Raw genomic sequence first — 20,259 nt, forward strand, 5'->3', positions numbered from 1 at the left:
GGCCTTGATCAGCACAGGCAGGTGATCGGATGGGAAGCGGCCGTGGAGTTAATCGGTCAGTGTTGCGTAGCTCAATACCTTCACGTGCGGGCTGGCGAAGATGCGGTCAATACGCTCTGTCAGTGGGCTGTCGATTTTAAATCTGTTGAAAGTACCAACCGGGCCATAGGCTGGCTTCGCGCTGATATCGAATGCATCGGCCAGCCGAGACTTCATGATGGCAACCTGTTCGGTCTCCGGGACGGAATTCAAATCGCCGGCCACGATCACTGGCTCGGAGCCGGCAATTTCCTTCACCTTTCGCAGCATGAGCTTAGCCGATTCCCGGCGCGCCACCTCGCCTTCGTGGTCGAAGTGAACGGAGAAGAAGTAGAACTTGCGGCCAGTCTGGCGATCCTGCAGTTGCGCCCAGGAGGCGATATGGTTGCAGCAAGTAGCATCCCACCCCAACGTTGTCATGCTCCACGATAGGTAGTTCGGACTCACCAGTATAGGCGAGACGCATTGCTGGAAGCCCGCTGGCGCGAAATGGTAGGGTCTAATTAACAAACTGCTGCAAAAATGCCACCATTGGGTGGCGTTTTTATTTGCGCCAGCCCCAGAAATATTGTCAGGCGCCAATTGCATACTACAATCAGTATTTTCTGCATTCTGTTTGAGAGCGCTATGGCCGAATCCCTCCAAATCACCTGTGACGCGACGACTGTGGGCGATGATGGAAAAATGTACCTGCATGAGTCGATGTTCAGCGGCCTGTATGACTTGCCAAACAATCATGCGGAAATCGTGGCACGCCTGCACCCTGCCAAGCGCAAGCTGTTTGATGCACTGGTAGGCGGCGAGGAGATCGAGGTCGAGACGAAAGACGCGAAGGGTGCCGTTGTCAAGGTCAGGCTGGACAATGATGTCACGATCCATGTAAACCAGCGCTACGGCGGTGTGCGCCGCTTCAGCTATTCGTCCATTATTGCGAAACATGCCCGAAGCTATGGCGAAGTCCAGGCGAGAGGCTTCGACGCCAATTGCGAGCCGGTGATTCGGCAGATGCCTGACCGCAGTTTCAGGATCATTTTCAACACGATGCCGCCGCGTGGGCATGCGCTTGGGGCAGCCTTCAATATGGATCACTTCGGCGCCCACATGGTCAAGCTGACCGAGTCCAAGATGACCTGGGATGATCGTGACGTATTTCACCTTCCCTCCGCGACTGAGGCGGAAATTCGCGCCATTTTGCAGTTCATGCTCACTTACGGGAAGGCCTGAGGCCACGAGATGTGACCTCACTCGTTTCTCGACTACTTTTTATCGCTTGCCGCGGCCTTCGAATCGTCAATCAAATCGAACTTGCCGTCGGATGTCATGAAGAAGGTGCAGTCTGCACCGGTTGCACAGCCGCTGACGTGCTTTTTGCCGGGCGCTTGCATCAGGTAAGAGCCCGGGCCCAGCTTGGTTTCAGGGGCGCCATCGGATTTATGCACGAAAGTGCCGGACATGATCACGATCTTCAGCGCGTGGGTGTGGTGGTGCAGGGCGTTGACCTGCCCGGCGTCGAACTTCACCAGCACGCCGTAAGGGCCGCCTTTCATCCAGTCGCCCCACAGCTTGGCAACCTTGGTGCCGGCAACCGGGCCGGCTTCCCATTTCACCGACTCGGCCGGCCAGACCACATCTTCCATGGCCTTGCCTTTATCCTTGGCTGGCGCGTTGGCGCTCAGCAGGGTAGAAACCGCTAGTACCGCAAATGCCATTGTTCTCATGGTGGCGCTCCTTCTTATGGTTGGCGGGGAAACTGGCGTCCATTTATCGTTATAGCCCATCCGCAGCGGATTCCAAGTTGGTAGGCAGCGACACTCCTGTGCTGAAACGCCCGGCCTGGACGCTGATTCCAGCCGAGCCCGTGTCACACTTGGGGTGTGACCCCATGGTGTGACACGGGCTCGGCTGTAGGTGGGGTATATTGCTTCGATGGAGAGCGTCGAAGAGCTTGAGCGGTGGTTCAGGATGGCGGGCGTGCACTCGCTGAATGCCTGTGTCGGGCCGCTTCCCGGATCGGGGGCTGCGTTGGGGCGGTGGACCAGCGATGGGCCGGATCACGCCATTCGCTCCGTAAGCCCGCATCCGGGCACTTACCGCCTGGCGCTGATGATGGAGCCGCTCGATGCGCGCATCTGGCACGGCGATACGCCGGTCTGGGGCGGGACCATCGGAGCGAGCCGCTTTCGTCTTTGTCCGCCAGGGGAGCAGGGGCGCTGGAGCCAGTTGAGCGGCTGCGATATCGTGAATGTCTTCCTGCCGGTGCAGCTACTGGACCGCTTGGCGGCGCAGCGCGGCGAGGATATCGATGCCACGCTGGCGGCTAGCCAGTTCACTTCCGACCGCATGGTATCCGACCTGGTGCGCAAGATGCTCGATGCGCAGGCGCTGGCCGGGCCGCTGGCGGCGGAGATGTGCGACCACCTGGCCATGGCCCTGGCTTGCTACCTGCTCGAACATTATTCGCGCCCGGCCCAAGGCGCCGACAGCTCCCTCGGCGGTGCGCGCCTGCGCCGCGTGCTGCGGCATATTTCAGATCACCTGGATGCGCCGCTGGCCAATGCGGAACTGGCGTCCCTGTGCGGCATGAGTGCGGCGCATTTCTCGCGCGAGTTCCATCGGGCGGTCGGCTTGCCGCCGCATCGCTATGTGCTGACCCGGCGCCTGGAGCAGGCATGTATGGCACTCGCAGGCCGGGAGGCGCGCATTGTCGACATTGCGGAGGAGTTCGGGTTTCATAGTGCCAGCCATTTCACGCGCGCTTTCACGACGCAGTACGGCCTGTCGCCTGCGGCGTGGCGCGCCAGCCGCTGTAACAATTGTTAAAAGCAGGATTGTGCAAATTGCGCGCGTTTTTGCACGCGCCGCCTCTTTGATCGGCCACAGAATCTCCAGTTCCAAACCACAACAAATGGAGAGAGAACATGGCTTTACTTCGAAACTCACTGGTGCTGCTCGCGCTGGCGGCGGCGGGTGCTGCACAGGCCGACAATATCTCGCTGCGCATCGGCTTTGCTGAAGGCCGTAGCGGGGCGGAGTTCAAACCCCTGCATGCGGAAGTGGGCAAGTTTGCTGTGACGCCCAATGTGCGCCAGGGCGCGGAGGATGACCAGTGGGTGGTGGTCGCCAAGGATGCCCAGGGACGCGTGCTGCATGAGGTGAGCGTCAACAATGGTTTGCGCCGACATGTGGAGACCTTCAATCCGCGTTCGGGCGCTATCGACCTGTCGACCACGGTGCAGCAGCGTGAGGGCAGCTTTGAGGTGTCGCTGCCATTCGACAAAGCCACCGCGAGCGTGGAGGTGCTGCCGAAGAAGGGTGCCAGCACCGGCGCCAAGACGGCTCTTGCAGCACCTGCTGCGCTGGCGCGTTTCGATCGCGGCACCCTGGAACAGGCGGCAGCGAGCGGCAAGGCCTCGCGCTCGGCCATGCTGGCGGCGACGCCTTCCGCCACCGCGACGACCATCCTGAACAACGGCAGCGCGGCGACGCATATGGACTATGTGTTCATCGGCGACGGCTACACCGCTGCGGAAATGGATAAGTGGCGCGCCGATGCGCAGAAGGTGATCAATGGCTTCCTGGCCGATCCGCTGTTCAATGCCAACCGCGCTTCGATGAATATCCATCGAGTCGACGTGGCCAGTAACCAGTCGGGCGTGGACGAACTCGATAAGGGCATCTATCGCGATACGGCGATGGATGGGGAATTCGCTTGCTACAACATCGAACGCCTGCTGTGCGTGAACAATACCAAGGCGACCAATATCGCGGCTTCCGTGCTGGCGCCCGATGCGCGCGATGTGATTGTGGTAATCGCGAACTCGACGCGTTACGGCGGTTCGGGTGGCGCAGTGGCAACGCTGTCGATGCATGAGCAGTCGATCGAGGTGGCCTTGCATGAAATCGGCCATACGGCGTTTGCATTGGCGGACGAATACGAGTACGGCACCTGCAACACCAGCAGCGAGCCGACCGAAGTCAATGTGTCGCTGAACGGCACGCGTTCCGTCAAATGGGGCAGCCTGATTGCGGGCAGCACGGCCGTTCCGACCGGCCTGGGCGTGTATCCGAACGGTACTGTCGGCACTTTCGTGGGCGCGCAGTACTGCGGCTCGGGTAAGTACCGTCCGACAGAGAACTCGCGCATGCGCACGCTGGGGTATCCGTGGCATGCCGTGAATGAGGGCGCGGTGAAGAAGGTGTTTGCCAAGTACACCGGCTCCGGCTCGGTCACGCAAACCGGCACCCTGGCCAACGGCGGCAGCGCCATTGCGCCTAGCGCGTCGCCTGGCTGGGTGCAGGCCGGCGCTGGCGCCTTCTCGCTGCAACTGAGCGGTCCTTCCGGTGCCGACTTCGACCTGTTCCTGTACAAGTGGTCGGGTAGCGCGTGGACCAAGGTCGCTTCCAGCGAGGGCAATACTTCCAGCGAGTCGATCAGCTACAACGGCACGGCGGGCTATTACTACGCGCAGGTGAAGTCGTATTCGGGCAGCGGCAACTATTCGCTGACCTACGCTTTCCCTAAGCCTTGATCTCGCGCTGGCGTGCCTTTGTCAGCGAGGAGAATGCCTTGTCGTAGGACCATTGCACCAGTTCGACCAGGTAGTCTTCCGGGAAGCGGCGCACGTCGACAATCGTGACCCAATGGAAGCGGCCCATGTAGCGTGCCGGTTTTACGCCGGGCATGCCGGTGAGTTCGAGGAAGCGGTCGGGCGTGGCGCGGAAACTGAAGCGCCACTGTTCCGGTTCGCTGGTCTTGAAGTAGGCGAAGGTCTTGCCGCCGACCTTGTAGCTCAGTACATTGACCGGCGGTGCATGCAGCAGGCTGTCTGCGCCAGGCAGGCTGGCGCAGTGGGCTTTGACTTGAGTGATGTCCACTTTCGCTCCCGACTCGAAAGTGGACATTCTAGCGTCAACTGACCAGTAGTTTGGCCGATTTCAAGGTTGCGCTGTCCGGGCCCACCGAAATGGTGAAGTTGCCCGGTTCGACAACGCGCTTCATGTCGGCGTTGTAGAACTGCAGGTCGGCCGGCTTGATGTTGAAGGTGACGGTGCGCTTCTCGCCAGGCTGCAGCGTGATGCGCTGGAAGCCTTTCAGTTCCAGTACGGGACGGGTAGCGCTGCTGATGTCGTCGCGGATGTACAGCTGCACCACTTCGTCGCCGGCGCGCTTGCCGGTGTTGGTGACGTCGACGCTGACTTTCGTGCTGCCGTTGGCGGCGATGGTGGCTTGCGCCAGGCGCGGCTCGCTGAATGCGAAGCTGGTGTAGCTCAGGCCATAGCCGAACGGGTAGAGCGGCTTGGTGCTGCCGTCGATGTAGCCGCGGCGGGCGCTTGGCTTGTGATTGTAGAAGATCGGCAGTTGGCCGACGTGGCGCGCTACTGACACCGGCATCTTGCCGCCCGGGTTGGCGCGGCCGAACAGGACGTCGGCGGCGGCGTGGCCGGTTTCCTGGCCGAGGTACCATCCTTCCACCAGCGCGTCGGCACGTTCGGCCAGCAGGTTGACCGACAACGGGCGGCCGTTCAGCAGGAAGACCACGGTTGGCTTGCCGAGGTCGAAGATGGCCTTGGCCAGTTCGTTCTGCTGGCCCAGCATATCCAGCGTCTGGCGGTCTCCCAGGTGGTTGTCGGCCCAGGCTTCGCGGCTGGTCTGTTCGTTGTCGCCCAGGACCATGATGATGGTGTCGGCGTTGCGCGCGGCGGCAACGGCTTCGGCAATCAGCTTGGCGTTGGTCTGCGGTGGGGTGAAGATGATTTCGTCCTTGCCCCAGATCCGTTCTTCGGTGATGCGCACGCCTTCGCGGTATTCGAGCTGGAAGCCCTGGCGCTGGCTTTCGGCTTGCAGGCCTTCGTACACCGAGACCACGTGGCGCGGCACGTCGGAATAGCCGCCGATCGGGGTGTCCTTGGCGTGGGTGCCGAGCAGCAGCACCTTGCCGACCTTCTTGCCGTCCAGCGGCAGCAGGCCTTTGTCGTTCTTCAGCAGCACGACGGCGCGCGCGGCAGCCTCGCGGGCCAGGGCAACGGCCTCCGGCGTGGCGGTCAGGCTGTCGGCGATGGCGGCGTCGACGTAAGGCTGTTCGAACAGGCCGGAGAGGAATTTCCATTCGAGGATGCGGGACACCACGGTGTCGATTTCTGCGACGCTGACCTTTTTCTCCTTTACCAGTTGTGGCAGGAGCTGGTAGCCGAAGGCGTCCGGGGTTTCGATGTCAACGCCGGCTTTGACGGCGCGCGTGGCGGCGTCCTTCGGCATGTCGGCGAGGCGGTGGCGGGTGATCAGTTCCTTGACGCCGAAGTAGTCGGATACTGTCAGGCCTTTGAAACCCCATTCTTCGCGCAGCACTTTGTGCAGCAGCCAGTGGTTGGCGTGCGATGGCAGGCCGCCGATCTCGTTATACGAAGGCATCACGGCGGCCGCATTGGTTTCCTTGATGATGCACTCGAATGGCGGGAAGAATTCTTCGCGCAGCGTGCGTTCGGTGACTTCGGCGGGACCGATGTTGGTGCCGCTTTCCGGTTGGCCGTGGCCGGTCATGTGCTTCAGCGTCGTGAACACCTTGTCCTTGGCCAGCTTGCGTTCCTCACCCTGGAAGCCCAGCACGGCTGCTTTGCCCATCTCGGCGCACACGTGCGGGTCTTCGCCGAAGGTTTCTTCGATGCGGCCCCAGCGCGGTTCGCGTGCCACGTCGACCACCGGCGCCAGTGCCAGGTTGGCGCCGCGGGCACGCATCTCGCGGGCGGCGACGCTGAATACCTTGCGTACCAGCGGCGGGTCGAAAGTCGATGCGAGCGCGATCGCCTGCGGGAAGCTGGTGGCGTCCTTCGCCACGTAGCCGTGCAGGGATTCTTCGTGCATGAACAGCGGAATGCCGAGGCGCGTCTGTTCGACGGCCCATTTCTGCGCGGCGTTGGTGTAGGTTGCGGTCTCCTGCGCGTTGCGGTTGGCGCGGGCGCCGCTGTCGCCGGCGCCGCCTGCTTCGGCGCCGCCCTGGCGGTCGGAAGGGCGGGCCAGCATGCCGAGGCCATTCGGGTAAGCCTTGGCGGCTTTCGCGGCCGAGAATTCACCGTTGGCGTCCTGGATGATGCCTTTCTCCTGCCAGATGCACAGCATTTGCGCGACCTTTTCCTCCAGCGTCATGCGACCGAGCAGGTCTTTTACGCGGGCCGGCACCGGCGCGGCGGGGTCTTTGTACAGGGGCCTTGCCGCTGCGGCAGCCATGGCTGCCGGCGTGCCGAGGGCGGCTACGCTAGCCGCGCCGGATAGGGATGTGAGGAACTGCCTGCGTTTCATGCTGTGTCTCCAGTAGTTGTATTCGTTTTATATTTTTCTTGAACCTGCTTAGCCTTCCATCTGCTCCAGCTCTTTGCCGCGCGTTTCATGCACATAGCGCAGGACGAAGAACAGGGAGATCACGGCGGCGACGGTGTAGATACCGTATGCGCCAGCCAGGCCGATGCCGCCGAGCAGGATCGGGAAGGTCACCGTGATGATGAAATTCGATGTCCATTGCGCGGCGCCTGCGACTGCCAGGCCGGAGCCGCGAATCTGGTTGGGGAACATCTCGCCCAGCATGACCCACATGACCGGACCCCACGACAGGTTGAAGAAGATCACGTAGACATTCGCGGCGATCAGCGCGAGCACGCCCATGGAGCCGGACAGCGTCAGCTTGCCGCTTGCGTCGAGCGACGCGCTGGCGAATGCAAGGGTGACCAGCCCGAGCGTCACTGCCATGCCGATCGAGCCGATCCACAGCAAGGGCTTGCGGCCGATGCGGTCGATCAGGAACACGGTGACGATGCAGGCGCCAATGCTCAGTGCACCCGAAAGGACGTTAATCAGCAGCGCATCGCTCTCGGAGAAGCCAACGGCCTGCCACAGTACCGCGCCGTAGTAGAACACGACGTTGATACCGACCAGCTGCTGAAAGGTCGCCAGGCCGATGCCGACCCAGACGATAGGACGCAGCTTGCCGGTTGCCTTGTTGATCAGGTCGGACAGGCGTGGGCGATGGTGGTCTTCGGACAGCGAGACGTCGATCGCTGCGAACTTCTCCTTGGCTGCGGAGGCGCCATACAGGCGCTCCAGCACGGCCATGGCTTCGGATGTGCGCTTCTTCACGACCAGGAAGCGCGGGCTTTCAGGAATCGCCAGCAGGAGCAGCAGGAACAGCGCGGATGGAATGGCCATCATCCAGAACATCCAGCGCCACGCCTCCTGGCCGAGCCACAGTACGCCGGTCGAACCGCCGGCTGCTTTCGCCAGCATATAGTTGCTGAGGAAGGCACAGAACAAACCGCTGATGATGGCGATCTGCTGGACGGTTGCGAGACGGCCGCGATAGCGCGCCGAGGCGACTTCGGCGATGTAGGCCGGCGACATCACGCTAGCCGCGCCGACGGCGAAGCCGCCCAGTACGCGGGCGGCGATGAACACGGCCGATGTCGTCGCGCAGCCTGCGCCCAGCGCCGACAGCAGGAACATCACGGAGGAAATGATCAGCACTGCACGGCGCCCCCAGCGGTCGCCAAGGCGGCCGGCGAAGAAGGCGCCGATCGCGCAGCCAAGCAGCATCGACGCGACTTCGAAACCGATCCCGGCGGAGGTTGAGTGGAACGCCTGCTTCAGGCCGTCGACCGTGCCGTTGATGACGCCACTATCGAAGCCGAACAGGAAGCCGCCGATGGTGGCTACGCAGCTGATAAGGATGATGAGGCCAGTGTTCTCCTCTTCATGACTGGGTTCGGTATTTTCCAGGGCAATGCTGTTCATGGATGTCTCCTCTTTCTTTATCAGGCCCGGTTCGTGCCGGGTCAGTGATTGTGGCGCGGCGTGTCGTTCGCGACGCCTCGGTAAGCCAGTGCCAGCTCCATGCACGCGCCGTTGGCCATCTGGCCCACGGTGGCACGATAGATCTCCTGCCATGGCGTCTGGCTAGGCGGTACGGGCGGCACGCCGTCTTGCTTGCGGCGTTCAATTTCCTGGTCGTCCACCAGCATATTGCAGCTGCCGGTGTTCAGGTCGATGCGCACCATGTCGCCGGTGCGAATCCAGGCCAGGCCGCCGCCCACCGCGCTTTCCGGCGAGGCGTTCAGGATCGACGGGCTGTCGGAAGTGCCGGACTGGCGGCCGTCGCCAAGGGTCGGCAGGTTGTTGATGCCTTTCTTGATCAGCGCATCAGGCGGTTGCATGTTCACCACTTCCGCCGAACCGGGCCAGCCCACCGGGCCGGCGCCGCGGATCACCAGGATGGTGTTCTCGTCGATGCCCAATGAAGGATCGTTGATGCGGGCGTGGTAGTCGCCGGAGCCGTCAAATACAACGGCGCGGCATTCAAAGATGTTTTCCTGGCCGGGACGGCGCAGGTAGCGGTTGCGGAAGTCTTCAGAGATCACGCTGCTCTTCATGATCGCAAAGTCGAACAGGTTGCCGCGCAAGACCATGAAGCCGGCCTGCTCTTTCAGCGGCTTGTCGAATGGCGTGATCATTTCGCGGTCGGCGCTCTCGCGGCCTTCCAGGTTCTGCGCCATGCTGCGGCCGGTGACGGTCGGGCGGTCGGCGCGCAGCTTGCCCGCCTTGTGCAGCTCCCACATGATGGCCGGGACGCCGCCGGCGCGATGGAAACGCTCGCCGAGGAATTTTCCGGAAGGCTGCATGTTCAGCAGCAGCGGGATGTCGTGGCCGTAGGTCATCCAGTCGTCTTCGTGCAGTTCGACGCCGGCGTGGCGCGCCATGGCCATGATGTGCTGCTGGGCGTTGGTGGAACCGCCGATGGCGGCATTGACCACGATGGCGTCCAGGAAGGCTTCGCGCGACAGGATCGACGACGGCCGGATGTCCTGCTGCGCCAGTTCGACGATGCGGCGCCCGGTTTCATAGGCCATCTGGCCGCGCTCGCGGTAGGGCGCCGGGATGGCGGAACAGCCGGTGAGCGACATGCCCAGTGCTTCGGCCATGGCGTTCATGGTGGAGGCGGTGCCCATGGTGTTGCAGTGGCCCGCTGACGGTGCCGAAGCGGCGGCGATCTCGAGGAACTTTTCGTTGTCGATCTGGCCTGCTGCCAACTGGCGGCGGCCTTTCCAGATCGCGGCGCCCGAGCCAACCAGTTCACCATCGAGCCAGCCATCGAGCATCGGCCCGCCGGACAGCACGATGGCGGGAATGTCGACGGTGGATGCGGCCATCAGCTGCGCCGGGGTGGTCTTGTCGCAGCCGGTGGTCAGCACCACGGCGTCGATCGGGTAGCCGTGCAGGATCTCGACCAGGCCCATATAGGCCAGGTTGCGGTCGATGGCGGCGGTGGGACGGCGGCAGTTCTCGAAGATAGGGTGCAGCGGGAATTCCATCGGTATGCCGCCCGCGTCGCGGATGCCGTCGCGCACGCGCTTGGCCAGGTCGAGGTGGATCCGGTTGCATGGGCTGATGTCGCTGCCCGATTGCGCGATGCCGATGATCGGGCGGCCGCTGCGCAGCTCTTCCGGCGTGATCCCGTAGTTCATGAAGCGCTCGAGATACAGCGCGGTCATGTCGATGTGGTCCGGATTGTCGAACCAGTCCTGCGAACGATAGCGGCGGGTGCTCATGCTGCTTTCCTGTCGAATTGATGTTGCGGCAGGCCGGGCACGTCCACGCGGAAGGTGAACACGCCGCCAGCCAGCGGGTGTGCGGCCAGGGCTTCTTCGCTCATGCCCTTGCGCGCGGTGGTGACGAAGACCGTGCGCAGGTCGGCGCCGCCGAAAGCGACCTTGGTGATGTTAGGGCAGGGCATCGGGATAGTTTGCGCCAGCTTGCCGTCCGGCGCATAGCGTTCGATGCGGCTGCCGCCGAACAGGGAGATCCAGAGGTGGCCCTCGGCGTCGACCGCGCTGCCGTCCGGGTGGCCGGGCACGCCATGCGCGTAGCGTACGAATTCGCGCTTGTTCGACAGCGTACCGTCAGCTGCGCTGTCGTAGGCATATACCACGCGCGCCAGGGTGTCGGTGTGGTAGAAGGTCTTGCCGTCCGGGCTGTGGCAGGGGCCATTGGTGATGATGATGTTGCCATCCATGGCTTGCAGGCCGCGTGCATCGAGGCAGTACAAGGAACCAGTGGGAGCGGATTCGCCGTTGTCCATGGTGCCGAACCACAGGCGCCCGTTGGCATCGACGTAGCCGTCGTTGCAGCGGTTACCCGGCTGGCCGGCTTCGATCTCCAGCACGGTCTCGAACTTGCCGGCCATGGTGAAGCGCGCCAGCTTGCCCTGCAGGCCGCAGATGAAATCGCCGCCAACCATCGGCAGGGCAAAGCCGATTTCCGCAGGCGCCTCCCAGCTCAGGCGATCGCCGCCGTCTTCATTGCAGCAATGCAGTCGGCGGCCTTTGATGTCGACAAAGTAGAAGACGCGCTCGGAGGCATGCCAGACCGGCCCTTCGGCCAGTGTGGCGCCGACTTCCCAGATGCATTGCGGCGAGCTCACGATCCGTACCATCCAGCGTCGACGAAGTAATCGCGGCCGGAGCAGCGCGCTGCGTTGCCGGAGGCGAGGAACAGGGTCAGCGCAGCCACGTCATCCGGTTCCACGCGCTCGTGCAGGCACTGGGCGGCCAGGATCGCGGCTTCGTCTTCCGGCGAATGCCACAGCGCCATCTGGCGCGGCGTCTTGATCGAGCCGGGAATGATGCAATTGACGCGGATGCCGTCGGCGCCGAGGTCGCGGGCCAAGCCGCGGGTCAGGCCTTCGATTGCCGCCTTGGCGGTCATGTACAGCGACAGCTTGCCCAGCGCCAGGTGCCAGGAGATCGAGCCGAAATTCAGGATCACGCCGCCGCCCGCAGCCTTCATGCCCGGCGCCACAGCCTGCGCGCAGAAGAACTGGTGGCGCAGGTTGACGGCCAGGCTGTCGTCCCAGTATTTGGCGGTGACGTCTTCCACCTGGTGGCGGTTGTCGTTGGCGGCGTTGTTGACCAGGACTTCAACCGGGCCGAGTTCGCGCTCGATCTGCTGGAACACGGCGCCGACCTCGTCGAGGTTGGTCAGGTCGCAATGGATGAAGCGCGGCGGATGTTGCGCACCTGCCAGGCTTTGCTCCAGCGCCTTCGAGGCCTCGTCCTGGATATCGAGGAAGACAACGTGCGCGCCCTGTTTGGTGAAGGCGTCCACGATGGCCGCGCCGATGCCGGTGCCGCCGCCCGTGATCACGACGCGCTTGGCGGCGAGGTCGGGGTAGGTGGCGTACACCACGGGTTTTCTTGCTGCTGCTGTCATGTATTTATTCTCCTGCCGCGATGCCGCGGCGTGCCAGGTTGCGGTAGAGGGCACGGACACCAAACGTCCACGGCGGCAGCTGGTCGCTGCGCTGCACGTGGTTGACCAGCGCGCCAAGCGATGCGCTGCTGATGGTGACCCGGTCGCCCAGGTGATGGGTAAAGCCGGCGCCCTTCTGGCCGCGGTCCTTGATCGGCGAGAACATCGTGCCGAGGAAGAGCATGAAGCCGTCCGGGTATTGGTGGTGGGCGCCCGCGGTTTGCGCGACCAGGTCGAGCGGGTCGCGGCTGATTTCGCACATGCGGCTAAGGCCGTCGAGCACGAAGTCGTCGTCGCTGCCTTCGATCGCCAGGCGGACTTCGGCGTTGCGCACGTCGCCCATGGTGAAACTGCTGTCGAACAGGCGGATGAAGGGGCCGATCGAGCAGGAAGCGTTATTGTCCTTGGCCTTGCCCAGCAGGAGTGCGCTGCGGCCTTCAATGTCGCGCAGGTTGACGTCGTTGCCCAGGGCCGCGCCGACAGCTTCGAAGCGGCTGTTCACTGCCAGCACGATCTCCGGCTCCGGATTGTTCCACTGCGAGGCAGGGTGCAGGCCGACATCGGCGCCGAAGCCGACTGCCGACATGGGCTGGGATTTCGAGAAGACTTCGGCGAAGGGGCCGATGCCCACTTCCATGTATTGCGACCATGCGCCGCGCGCCTGGAATTCGCGCTTGAGCTGCTCTGCCTCCGGCGAGCCGGGTTTGATGCTGGACAAATCGCCGCCGATGGTGGACAGCAGTTCCGCGCGCAGCGCATTGGCGCGAGCGGGATTGCCGCCGGCCTGCTCTTCGATCACGCGTTCCAGCAGGCTGACGGCAAAGGTCACGCCGCAAGCCTTGATGGCCTGCACGTCGCACGGCGCCAGCAGGCGCACGCCTTTGACGTCACCAGCCAGTGCAGCGCCGATCAGTTCCTCGGCGCTGCCCAACTGTTCGCCGTCCACATCGCGTGCGAACTGCAGCACGTCCGGACGGTCCAGCAGGTCCGCTACCGTGGCCACATGCGCGGTGATATCGAATACCACGCCATTTCGTACCACGACGACGCAGGGGCCATCCACCGGCGCCGGGCGCCACACGCGCCCCACCAGCAGGGCATCTTCCAGGTCGTGCGGCAGGCACGCCGATGCATTAATCGTTTGCATAAAGTCTCCTTTGAATTCTTAACGGCCCAGGCTTGGCAGCTTGGGCGAGTACTGCCAGCCTGGCACCAGGTATTGCATGGCCATCGCGTCGTCGCGCGCGCCGGTGCCGACCTTCTTGAACAGTTCGTGCGCAGCTTCGATGCGCTCCATATCCGGCGCGATGCCCAGGCCCGGCGCCTCTGGTACCGCTACCTCGCCAGCTACAATTTGCGGCGGATTAACGGTCAGGCGTTCCTGCCCTTCCTGCCAGATCCAGTGGGTGTCGATGGCGGTGATACGGCCTGGCGCCGCAGCCGCCGCATGCGTGAACATGGCCAGCGAAATATCGAAGTGGTTGTTGGAGTGTGAGCCCCAGGTCAGGCCCCATTCGGCGCAGAGCTGGGCCAGCCGCACCGAACCTTGCATGGTCCAGAAATGCGGATCGGCCAGAGGAATGTCGACAGCCCCCAGCAGGTGCGAGTGCGCCATCTGGCGCCAGTCGGTGGCGACCATATTGGTGGCGGTTGGAATGCCGGTGGCGCGGCGGAATTCGGCCATGACCTCGCGGCCGGAATAGCCGTCCTCGGGGCCGCATGGATCTTCGGCATACGCCAGCAGGTGACCCTGGCCGCGGCACAGGGCGATCGCTTCTCCGAGCGACCAGGCGCCGTTAGGGTCGAGGGTTACACGGGAATCGGGGAAGCGCGCCTTGATGGCGGCGATGGCTTCCATCTCCTCGGCGCCGCGCATGACGCCGCCCTTCAGCTTGAAGTCGCGGAAGCCATAGCGATCTGCCGCTGCCGCGGCCTGGTCGGCGATGGCGGCCGGCGTCAGTGCTTCGCGGTGGCGGGCAGCGTACCAGCCGGTGCTGCCGCTGCCGGACAGGTAAGGCAGGTCGGTGCGCTGGCGGTCGCCAATGTAGAACAGGTAGGCCAGCATCGGCACGCTGTCGCGCTGCTGGCCGGCGCCGAGCAGTTCGCACACCGGCACGCCCAGGTGCTGGCCCAGCAGGTCGAGCAGGGCCGCTTCGATGGCGGTGACCACATTCTCCAGGCGCAGGTTGATTTCGTGCGGCTGCTTGAGCACTGCGGCTTCGGCGGCGGAGGTGACCTGGTGCTGCATGCCGCTGCCTTTGCCGGAGATCGCGGCGCGCACGGCGTTCAGGGTGCGGTTGAAGCGGCCGGTTTCGGTGCCGACCACCAGCGGAATGGCTTTTTCCAGCGCTTTGGTAATGCCGGCGCCGCCAGGTACTTCGCCAACGCCGGTGCGGCCCGCGCTATCCTTGAGAATGACGACGGTGCGAATGAAATAAGGCGCGTGCGCGCCGCACAGGTTGAGCAGCATGCTGTCGTGGCCGGCGACCGGAATCACCCGCATTTCGACGATGGCAGGCGTGCTGCCGCTGCCCTGAATTGTTGCGTGTACCATTTGATTACCCTAAAATGAATAGCGCTACCATTTCTCAAGTGTGAGGTATTTATGCGGGCAAGTCAACAGAAGTTGTGTGCATGGATTGCGGGGCTGGCCCTGCTGGCTGGCGCTGCCGGCGCCGGGGCGGCAACGCCGCAATGGCGCTGGGTTGCGTCGTGGGGTACGGCGCAGATGGTGCCTGAAGGACCCAATGAATTACCCGCCGCGCAATGGCGCGATGGCAGCCTGCGCCAGGTGGTGCGTGCCTCGCTCGGAGGGAAAGTGTTGCGGGTGCGCGTCAGTAATGCCTTCGGTACCGCTCCGCTGGCGCTGGAAGCTGCCAGCATTGCCCGTGCGGTGACGGCCGGCTCCCCCGATGTTGACGCTGCGACAATCCGCCCCCTGACCTTCGGCGGCCAGGCTGCGGTCGTGATCCCCGCCGGCGCCGAGTATTACAGCGATCCAGTTGAACTGCCGCACGCAGCCGGGACCGACCTGGCAGTGTCCTATTACTTCAAGGGCGAACCTGCGCGCCAGACCGGCCATCCCGGTTCGCGCACTACCAGCTTTACGCTGGCGGGTCGCCATGAGGCGGAAGCGAAATGGCCGGAGGCGGGCAAGGTGGTGCGCTGGTACGCTCTGGCAGATATCGAGGTGCAGGCGCCGCGCGGCACTGCTGCGGTGGTGGCGATCGGCGATTCGATCACGGACGGCTATGGCACCACGACCGATGGCAATGACCGCTGGACCGACTTCCTGGTGGCGCGGCTGGCGCGGGAAAAGATGACCATCGGCGTGGTCAATGCCGGCATCGGCGGTGGACGCCTGCTGCGCGATGGCCTGGGTCCCAACCTGGCATCGCGCTTCGAGCGCGACGTCTTGGGGCGCAGCGGCGTCACGCACGCGCTGGTGCAGATTGGCGTGAATGACCTGGGCGGCCAGCACCGCGCCGGCGAAGATACGCCTGCCGCACGCGCGGCCCTGCTGGAAGCTTTGAAGGTGGCGCATCGCCAACTGGTGGAGCGCGCCCATGCCCAGGGCATTTGCGTGATCGGTGCGACGGTGACGCCGTATACCGGCAGCGATTACTATCGCCCTGCGCCGCATAATGAGGAAGACCGCCAGGCCTTGAACAAATGGATACGCACGTCGGGTGTGTTCGATTCGGTGGCCGACTTCGATGCGGCATTGCGCGATCCTGCGCAGCCGGAGCGCCTGCTGAAAGCGCTCGATGTTGGCGACGGCCTGCATCCTTCGATTGCCGGCTATCGCGCAATGGCGGAAGCGTTGCCGCTGAACGCCTTGCGCTCTTGCGGGGCTGCGAAATGAGGCGGTTGTGCGAACTGTTGCTCGCCGTTGCATTGCTCGTCGCCGGCGTTGCCGGATCGGCCCATGCGCTCGGACAGAAACCTTTCATTGCGACTGAGCGTGCGGCTGCGGCTCCGGGCTCTGTCGTGCTCGTGGAAGCTGGCCGCGCGTCCACGCTATACGTCGATGCCGGCGACCATGCCGGCGTGCTGCGTGCGGCAGCCTCGCTGCAGGAGGACATCGGACAAGTCAGCGGCGTTCGGCCAGCGCTTGAGAACTCTACGCCGCGCGGCAAGGACGTGATCATCATCGGCACGCTGGGCAAGAGCCATCTGGTGGACGGTCTGGTGAAAGCCGGCAAGCTCGATGCAAAGGCTATCGCGGGTAAATGGGAGGGCTGGCTGGTGCAGTCGGTGGCGGAGCCGATGCCTGGCGTCGAGCGCGCCCTGGTAATCGCCGGCAGCGACAAGCGCGGCACCATTTTCGGCATCTACGAGCTGTCGGAACAGATCGGCGTATCGCCTTGGTATTGGTGGGCCGACGTGCCCGTAAAACGCGCAAACGCGCTTTACGCAGCGCTGCCGGCGCCTGTCAGCGATGCACCAGCCGTGCAATACCGCGGCATCTTCCTGAACGACGAAGCGCCGGCGCTGACCGGTTGGGCCAAGCAGCATTACGGCGGCTACAACCACCAGTTCTACGAAAAAGTATTTGAGCTGATCCTTCGTTTGCGCGGCAACTACCTGTGGCCTGCAATGTGGGACGCTGCGTTTTATGACGACGATCCGCTGAACGGCAAGCTGGCCGATGAATATGGCGTTGTGATCGGCACTTCGCACCACGAACCGATGGCGCGCGCCCACAAGGAGTGGACGCGCTACGGCAAGGGGCCGTGGGATTATTCGCGCAACGAGGCAGTGCTGAAGGACTTCTGGTGGAAAGGCGCTGTGCGTGCGAAAGACTACGAGAAGATCGTCACCCTTGGCATGCGCGGCGACGGTGATGAGCCGATGTCGGAAGAATCCAACGTCGCGCTGCTGCAGCGCATTGTCGGCGACCAGCGCAAGATGCTGTCGAAGCTTCCTGCCGCGCCGCAGGTATGGGCGCTGTACAAGGAGGTGCAGGACTATTACGAGAAGGGCATGCGCGTGCCAGATGACGTAATCCTGCTGTGGTGCGACGACAACTGGGCCAATATCCGCCGCCTGCCGACAGCGGAAGAGCGCAAGCGCCCAGGCGGTGCGGGCGTGTACTACCACTTCGATTACGTCGGCGGCCCGCGCTCGTACAAGTGGCTGAACGTGACGCCGATCCCGAAGATCTGGGAGCAGATGCACCTGGCGTGGGAATACGACGCCCGCAAGCTGTGGATCGTGAATGTCGGCGACCTCAAGCCGATGGAGGTGCCGATCGAGTTCTTCCTGAGCTATGCGTGGAAGCCGGATGCATGGCCGGCATCGCGCCTGCAGGAGTACTTGCAGCAGTGGGCGGCGCGCGAATTCGGCCCGGAGCATGCCGTGGAGATCGCGGACATCGTCGCGAAGTACACCAAGTACAACGGTCGACGCAAGCCAGAGCAACTGGAACCGGAGACCTACAGCCTGGTGAACTACAACGAGTCGGAGCGCGTGGTGGGGGAATATCGCGCGCTGGCCGAGAAGGCAGAGCGCATCAATGGCCAGCTGCCGGAGGCGAAGCGCGATGCTTTCTTCGAACTGGTGCTGTATCCGGTGAAAGCCGGCGCCGTGGTCAATGAGCTGTACGCAACGGCTGGGATGAACCGCTTGTATGCCCGCCAGGGCAGGGCCGCTGCCAATGTACTGGCCGAGCGTGCACGCGAGCTGTTCCGCCAGGATGCTGCGCTGTCGGAGCAATACCATGCGCTGCGCGGTGGGAAATGGAACCACATGATGTCGCAGACCAGGCTTGGCTACACCTACTGGAACCAGCCGCCGCTGAACGTAATGCCGGCCGTGAGCGAAGTGCAGTTGCCGGCTGCCGGCGCGCTCGGCGTAGCCGTTGAAGGGCACGCGGCCGTGTGGCCTGGCCCGGGAGCAGAAGCGCTCGCCTTGCCGGCGCTGGACGCATACGAAAAGCGGGCGCGCCATGTTGAAGTCTTCAATCGGGGATCGCTGCCGCTGTCTTTCACCATTATTGCTGACCAGCCCTGGCTCGTCCTGTCGCGCACCGAAGGCAGTGTGGCAGTGCAGGAGCGGATCAGCGTCGACGTCCGATGGGCCGACGTGCCGCGTGATGCGCGCGAAGCGACGCTGACCATCAGCGGCGACGACGGCTCGCGGGCCATGGTCCGTGTTCCGATCCGGCAGCGCGAGGTAGCGGTCGAAACGGCCGTAGCCGGGCAGGGCGGCCGGTTCGTGGAGACTGGCGGTGTGGTATCGATCGAGGCGGCCCACTTTACGCGGCAGGTGACGCCGGCGGGACGCTCCTGGCTTCTGGTTCCGGATCATGGCCGCACCTTGTCGGCCATGACCGCATTGCCGGTCCACGCGACAGGCGGCCTGGCTGGGCCGCAAGCGATGCGCCTTGAGTATGACGTCGCGCTTGCCAAGCCGGGCAGGTTCACCCTGCATACCACGCTGGCGCCGACCCAGAAGTTCCAGCCCGGTGGAGGTTTGAAGTTCGCGGTGTCGATCGACAACGAAGCGCCGCAAATCGTCAACATGCACGCCGATGCATCGCTGGCTGTGTGGGAGCGCTCGGTGAGCGATGGTGCGGTGACCTTCCGCACCACCCATGCCGTGCGCAGCGCGGGAGCCCACACCATCAAATTCTGGGCGATCTCGCCTGGCGTAGTGCTGCAGAAACTGGTGCTGGATGCCGGCGGGCTGAAGCCAAGCTATCTCGGCCCGCAGGAAAGTCCCCGGCTCTAAGCGGCGGAGCGCTGCGGCATCGCTCGCAGCGCCCCTGCAATCGCCTCGCGCAATGGCTTGGCGCGAAGCTGCGCGTCGTAAGGACACGGCCGCATTGGCAAGTTGTCGGTGCGCGGCGCCTCGTGCCAGGTTTGCAGCCAGCTGATATCGTCCGACATCCCCCATAGTAGGAAATCGCGGCACTGTGGATAGCTGAACGTCGCGTCAAGGAAGTCGCGCGCCAGTGCCGCCACGCCCGCGTCGCGCGCTGCGATATCGCCCGGCAGCTTGCGGTCGTTGACGTCGAACTCCGTGACCAGCAGATCCAGTCCCATGCCCGTTACTTCGTCGAGGAAGCGCCGCCATTCAACCAGGTCGTGCGAGGCATTGCGGGAATCGTCCCAGGAGCCGATGTGGCCCTGGATGCCGAGCGCTTGCACCGGCGTGCCGCGCTTCTTCAGCGCCTGCAGCATTTTCAGCACGCCGGCGCGATGCTTTGTGCTGCCTTCATCCCAGCGCATGTAGTCGTTGTACACAAGCTGCGCCGACGGCAGCTGCTCGCGTGCGAGGCGGAAGCACAAATCCACCTGCTCGATGGCGCCAAGCCGTTCCGTGAACACATTGCTGCGCATGCTGCCGGTATCGGGATCGACCGCCTCGTTCACGACGTCCCAGCTATAGATGCCGTCGCCGAAGTGACGGGTAACGGCGTCAATGTGGGCTTGCAGCAGGCGTTCGGCTTCGCGCGCGGGTGCAGCGCCGAAATCGTGCTGGTTGACCCAGTCCGGCAGCCATTTGGACGGTTGCCACACCAGCGTATGGCCGCGCAAGTTCATGCCTTTGGCGCGAGCCCATTCGAACATCGCATCGGCGCGGGCAAAGTCGAATTGGCCGGGCCTGGGCTGCACGGCCTGCCATTTCGTTTCGTTCTCGGCAACGATAGTGTCGCATTCACGCGCCATCAGTTCGAGATAAGCGGGCTTGCGATGACCGTATCCGAGGGCGTTCCCAAACCGCATGCCTTTCGCTGCGGCGATTGATTTCAAAGGGGTTTCTGCCCCGATGGCGAGTGCGGGAAGGGAAGCCGCCGTCGTCGCGGCGGCAAGCCATTGCATCACCTGGCGTCGATTTTTATTCATGAAAGTCTCCTGTTGGTTTGAATTTTGAGATAAGCTACCATGAAATGGTTGCGCAAACATAAGAAAAAAGACTGGGAGATG

16 protein-coding genes are annotated in these 20,259 nt (G+C 63.6%); 5 read left to right on the plus strand and 11 right to left on the minus strand.

Features of this window, described 5'->3' with window-relative positions; translation table 11 throughout:
* Positions 1-48: 48 nt before the first annotated feature.
* Positions 49-627: an endonuclease/exonuclease/phosphatase family protein gene (locus ACN9MY_RS03760; RefSeq protein WP_426320592.1), complete on the minus strand. Its 579-nt coding sequence runs from the start codon at positions 625-627 to the stop codon at positions 49-51.
* 39 nt (positions 628-666) lie between these two features.
* Here ACN9MY_RS03760 and ACN9MY_RS03765 point away from each other — a divergent pair, with 39 nt between their 5' ends.
* Complete coding sequence (locus ACN9MY_RS03765) at positions 667-1,263, plus strand: hypothetical protein (protein WP_426167623.1); 597 nt, start codon at positions 667-669, stop codon at positions 1,261-1,263.
* A gap of 32 nt (positions 1,264-1,295) precedes the next feature.
* Here the strand turns inward: ACN9MY_RS03765 and ACN9MY_RS03770 are convergent, their stop codons facing one another.
* On the minus strand, positions 1,296-1,757 hold the full coding sequence (locus ACN9MY_RS03770) for a cupin domain-containing protein (RefSeq protein WP_426167625.1): 462 nt from the start codon (positions 1,755-1,757) through the stop codon (positions 1,296-1,298).
* 208 nt (positions 1,758-1,965) lie between these two features.
* Here ACN9MY_RS03770 and ACN9MY_RS03775 point away from each other — a divergent pair, with 208 nt between their 5' ends.
* Entirely contained in the window at positions 1,966-2,859 is an 894-nt protein-coding gene (locus ACN9MY_RS03775) for a helix-turn-helix domain-containing protein (protein ID WP_426167627.1), read from the plus strand.
* Positions 2,860-2,957: 98 nt separating this feature from the next.
* Entirely contained in the window at positions 2,958-4,568 is a 1,611-nt protein-coding gene (locus ACN9MY_RS03780; protein WP_426167629.1) for a M64 family metallopeptidase, read from the plus strand.
* Here the strand turns inward: ACN9MY_RS03780 and ACN9MY_RS03785 are convergent.
* The 8 genes from ACN9MY_RS03785 to ACN9MY_RS03820 are packed head-to-tail and all read right to left on the minus strand — an operon-like array spanning position 4,558 to position 14,879.
* Positions 4,558-4,914, minus strand: a complete 357-nt coding sequence (locus tag ACN9MY_RS03785; RefSeq protein WP_426167631.1) for an MmcQ/YjbR family DNA-binding protein — start codon at positions 4,912-4,914, stop codon at positions 4,558-4,560. The two genes, ACN9MY_RS03780 and ACN9MY_RS03785, sit on opposite strands and share 11 nt — an antisense overlap.
* A 34-nt stretch (positions 4,915-4,948) precedes the next feature.
* A complete protein-coding gene (locus ACN9MY_RS03790) occupies positions 4,949-7,333 on the minus strand; it encodes a glycoside hydrolase family 3 N-terminal domain-containing protein (protein ID WP_426336846.1) in 2,385 nt (794 codons plus the stop codon).
* Positions 7,334-7,381: 48 nt separating this feature from the next.
* Positions 7,382-8,968, minus strand: coding sequence for a sugar porter family MFS transporter (locus tag ACN9MY_RS03795; protein WP_426320601.1), 1,587 nt, complete (start codon positions 8,966-8,968; stop codon positions 7,382-7,384).
* The gene (locus ACN9MY_RS03800; protein ID WP_426320603.1) at positions 8,857-10,626 is read right to left on the minus strand and encodes an IlvD/Edd family dehydratase; all 1,770 of its coding nucleotides are present in this window, start codon (positions 10,624-10,626) and stop codon (positions 8,857-8,859) included. Before ACN9MY_RS03800 ends, ACN9MY_RS03795 begins: the two co-directional genes overlap by 112 nt.
* Entirely contained in the window at positions 10,623-11,510 is an 888-nt protein-coding gene (locus ACN9MY_RS03805; protein ID WP_426320605.1) for an SMP-30/gluconolactonase/LRE family protein, read from the minus strand. Before ACN9MY_RS03805 ends, ACN9MY_RS03800 begins: the two co-directional genes overlap by 4 nt.
* A complete protein-coding gene (locus tag ACN9MY_RS03810; protein WP_426323677.1) occupies positions 11,495-12,262 on the minus strand; it encodes an SDR family NAD(P)-dependent oxidoreductase in 768 nt (255 codons plus the stop codon). The genes ACN9MY_RS03805 and ACN9MY_RS03810 overlap by 16 nt, the downstream gene beginning before the upstream one ends.
* Positions 12,263-12,290: 28 nt before the next feature.
* A complete protein-coding gene (locus ACN9MY_RS03815; protein ID WP_426320606.1) occupies positions 12,291-13,472 on the minus strand; it encodes a fumarylacetoacetate hydrolase family protein in 1,182 nt (393 codons plus the stop codon).
* 18 nt (positions 13,473-13,490) lie between these two features.
* Complete coding sequence (locus tag ACN9MY_RS03820; RefSeq protein WP_426167643.1) at positions 13,491-14,879, minus strand: enolase C-terminal domain-like protein; 1,389 nt, start codon at positions 14,877-14,879, stop codon at positions 13,491-13,493.
* Positions 14,880-14,930: 51 nt separating this feature from the next.
* Here ACN9MY_RS03820 and ACN9MY_RS03825 point away from each other — a divergent pair, with 51 nt between their 5' ends.
* Complete coding sequence (locus tag ACN9MY_RS03825; RefSeq protein WP_426320608.1) at positions 14,931-16,190, plus strand: SGNH/GDSL hydrolase family protein; 1,260 nt, start codon at positions 14,931-14,933, stop codon at positions 16,188-16,190.
* Positions 16,187-19,060 carry a glycosyl hydrolase 115 family protein gene (locus ACN9MY_RS03830; protein ID WP_426320610.1) on the plus strand — a complete coding sequence of 958 codons (2,874 nt, stop codon included), beginning with the start codon at positions 16,187-16,189 and terminating at the stop codon, positions 19,058-19,060. Before ACN9MY_RS03825 ends, ACN9MY_RS03830 begins: the two co-directional genes overlap by 4 nt.
* Here the strand turns inward: ACN9MY_RS03830 and ACN9MY_RS03835 are convergent.
* Entirely contained in the window at positions 19,057-20,178 is a 1,122-nt protein-coding gene (locus ACN9MY_RS03835) for an endo-1,4-beta-xylanase (protein WP_426320612.1), read from the minus strand. The genes ACN9MY_RS03830 and ACN9MY_RS03835 overlap by 4 nt on opposite strands.
* Between the last annotated feature and the right edge of the window lie 81 nt (positions 20,179-20,259).

This window comes from Pseudoduganella sp. R-31, assembly GCF_049913235.1.
In the GTDB taxonomy this organism is placed as follows: Bacteria; Pseudomonadota; Gammaproteobacteria; order Burkholderiales; family Burkholderiaceae_D; genus Rugamonas.

Bases quoted from the DNA above. Each gene is read 5' to 3' on its own strand.
- ACN9MY_RS03760 (WP_426320592.1), bottom strand. From the start codon at position 627: ATGCAATTGGCGCCTGACAATATTTCTGGGGCTGGCGCAAATAAAAAC.
- ACN9MY_RS03765 (WP_426167623.1), top strand. From the start codon at position 667: ATGGCCGAATCCCTCCAAATCACCTGTGACGCGACGACTGTGGGCGAT.
- ACN9MY_RS03770 (WP_426167625.1), bottom strand. From the start codon at position 1,757: ATGAGAACAATGGCATTTGCGGTACTAGCGGTTTCTACCCTGCTGAGC.
- ACN9MY_RS03775 (WP_426167627.1), top strand. From the start codon at position 1,966: ATGGAGAGCGTCGAAGAGCTTGAGCGGTGGTTCAGGATGGCGGGCGTG.
- ACN9MY_RS03780 (WP_426167629.1), top strand. From the start codon at position 2,958: ATGGCTTTACTTCGAAACTCACTGGTGCTGCTCGCGCTGGCGGCGGCG.
- ACN9MY_RS03790 (WP_426336846.1), bottom strand. From the start codon at position 7,333: ATGAAACGCAGGCAGTTCCTCACATCCCTATCCGGCGCGGCTAGCGTA.
- ACN9MY_RS03795 (WP_426320601.1), bottom strand. From the start codon at position 8,968: ATGGCAGGAGATCTATCGTGCCACCGTGGGCCAGATGGCCAACGGCGC.
- ACN9MY_RS03800 (WP_426320603.1), bottom strand. From the start codon at position 10,626: ATGAGCACCCGCCGCTATCGTTCGCAGGACTGGTTCGACAATCCGGAC.
- ACN9MY_RS03805 (WP_426320605.1), bottom strand. From the start codon at position 11,510: ATGGTACGGATCGTGAGCTCGCCGCAATGCATCTGGGAAGTCGGCGCC.
- ACN9MY_RS03815 (WP_426320606.1), bottom strand. From the start codon at position 13,472: ATGCAAACGATTAATGCATCGGCGTGCCTGCCGCACGACCTGGAAGAT.
- ACN9MY_RS03820 (WP_426167643.1), bottom strand. From the start codon at position 14,879: ATGGTACACGCAACAATTCAGGGCAGCGGCAGCACGCCTGCCATCGTC.
- ACN9MY_RS03825 (WP_426320608.1), top strand. From the start codon at position 14,931: ATGCGGGCAAGTCAACAGAAGTTGTGTGCATGGATTGCGGGGCTGGCC.
- ACN9MY_RS03830 (WP_426320610.1), top strand. From the start codon at position 16,187: ATGAGGCGGTTGTGCGAACTGTTGCTCGCCGTTGCATTGCTCGTCGCC.
- ACN9MY_RS03835 (WP_426320612.1), bottom strand. From the start codon at position 20,178: ATGAATAAAAATCGACGCCAGGTGATGCAATGGCTTGCCGCCGCGACG.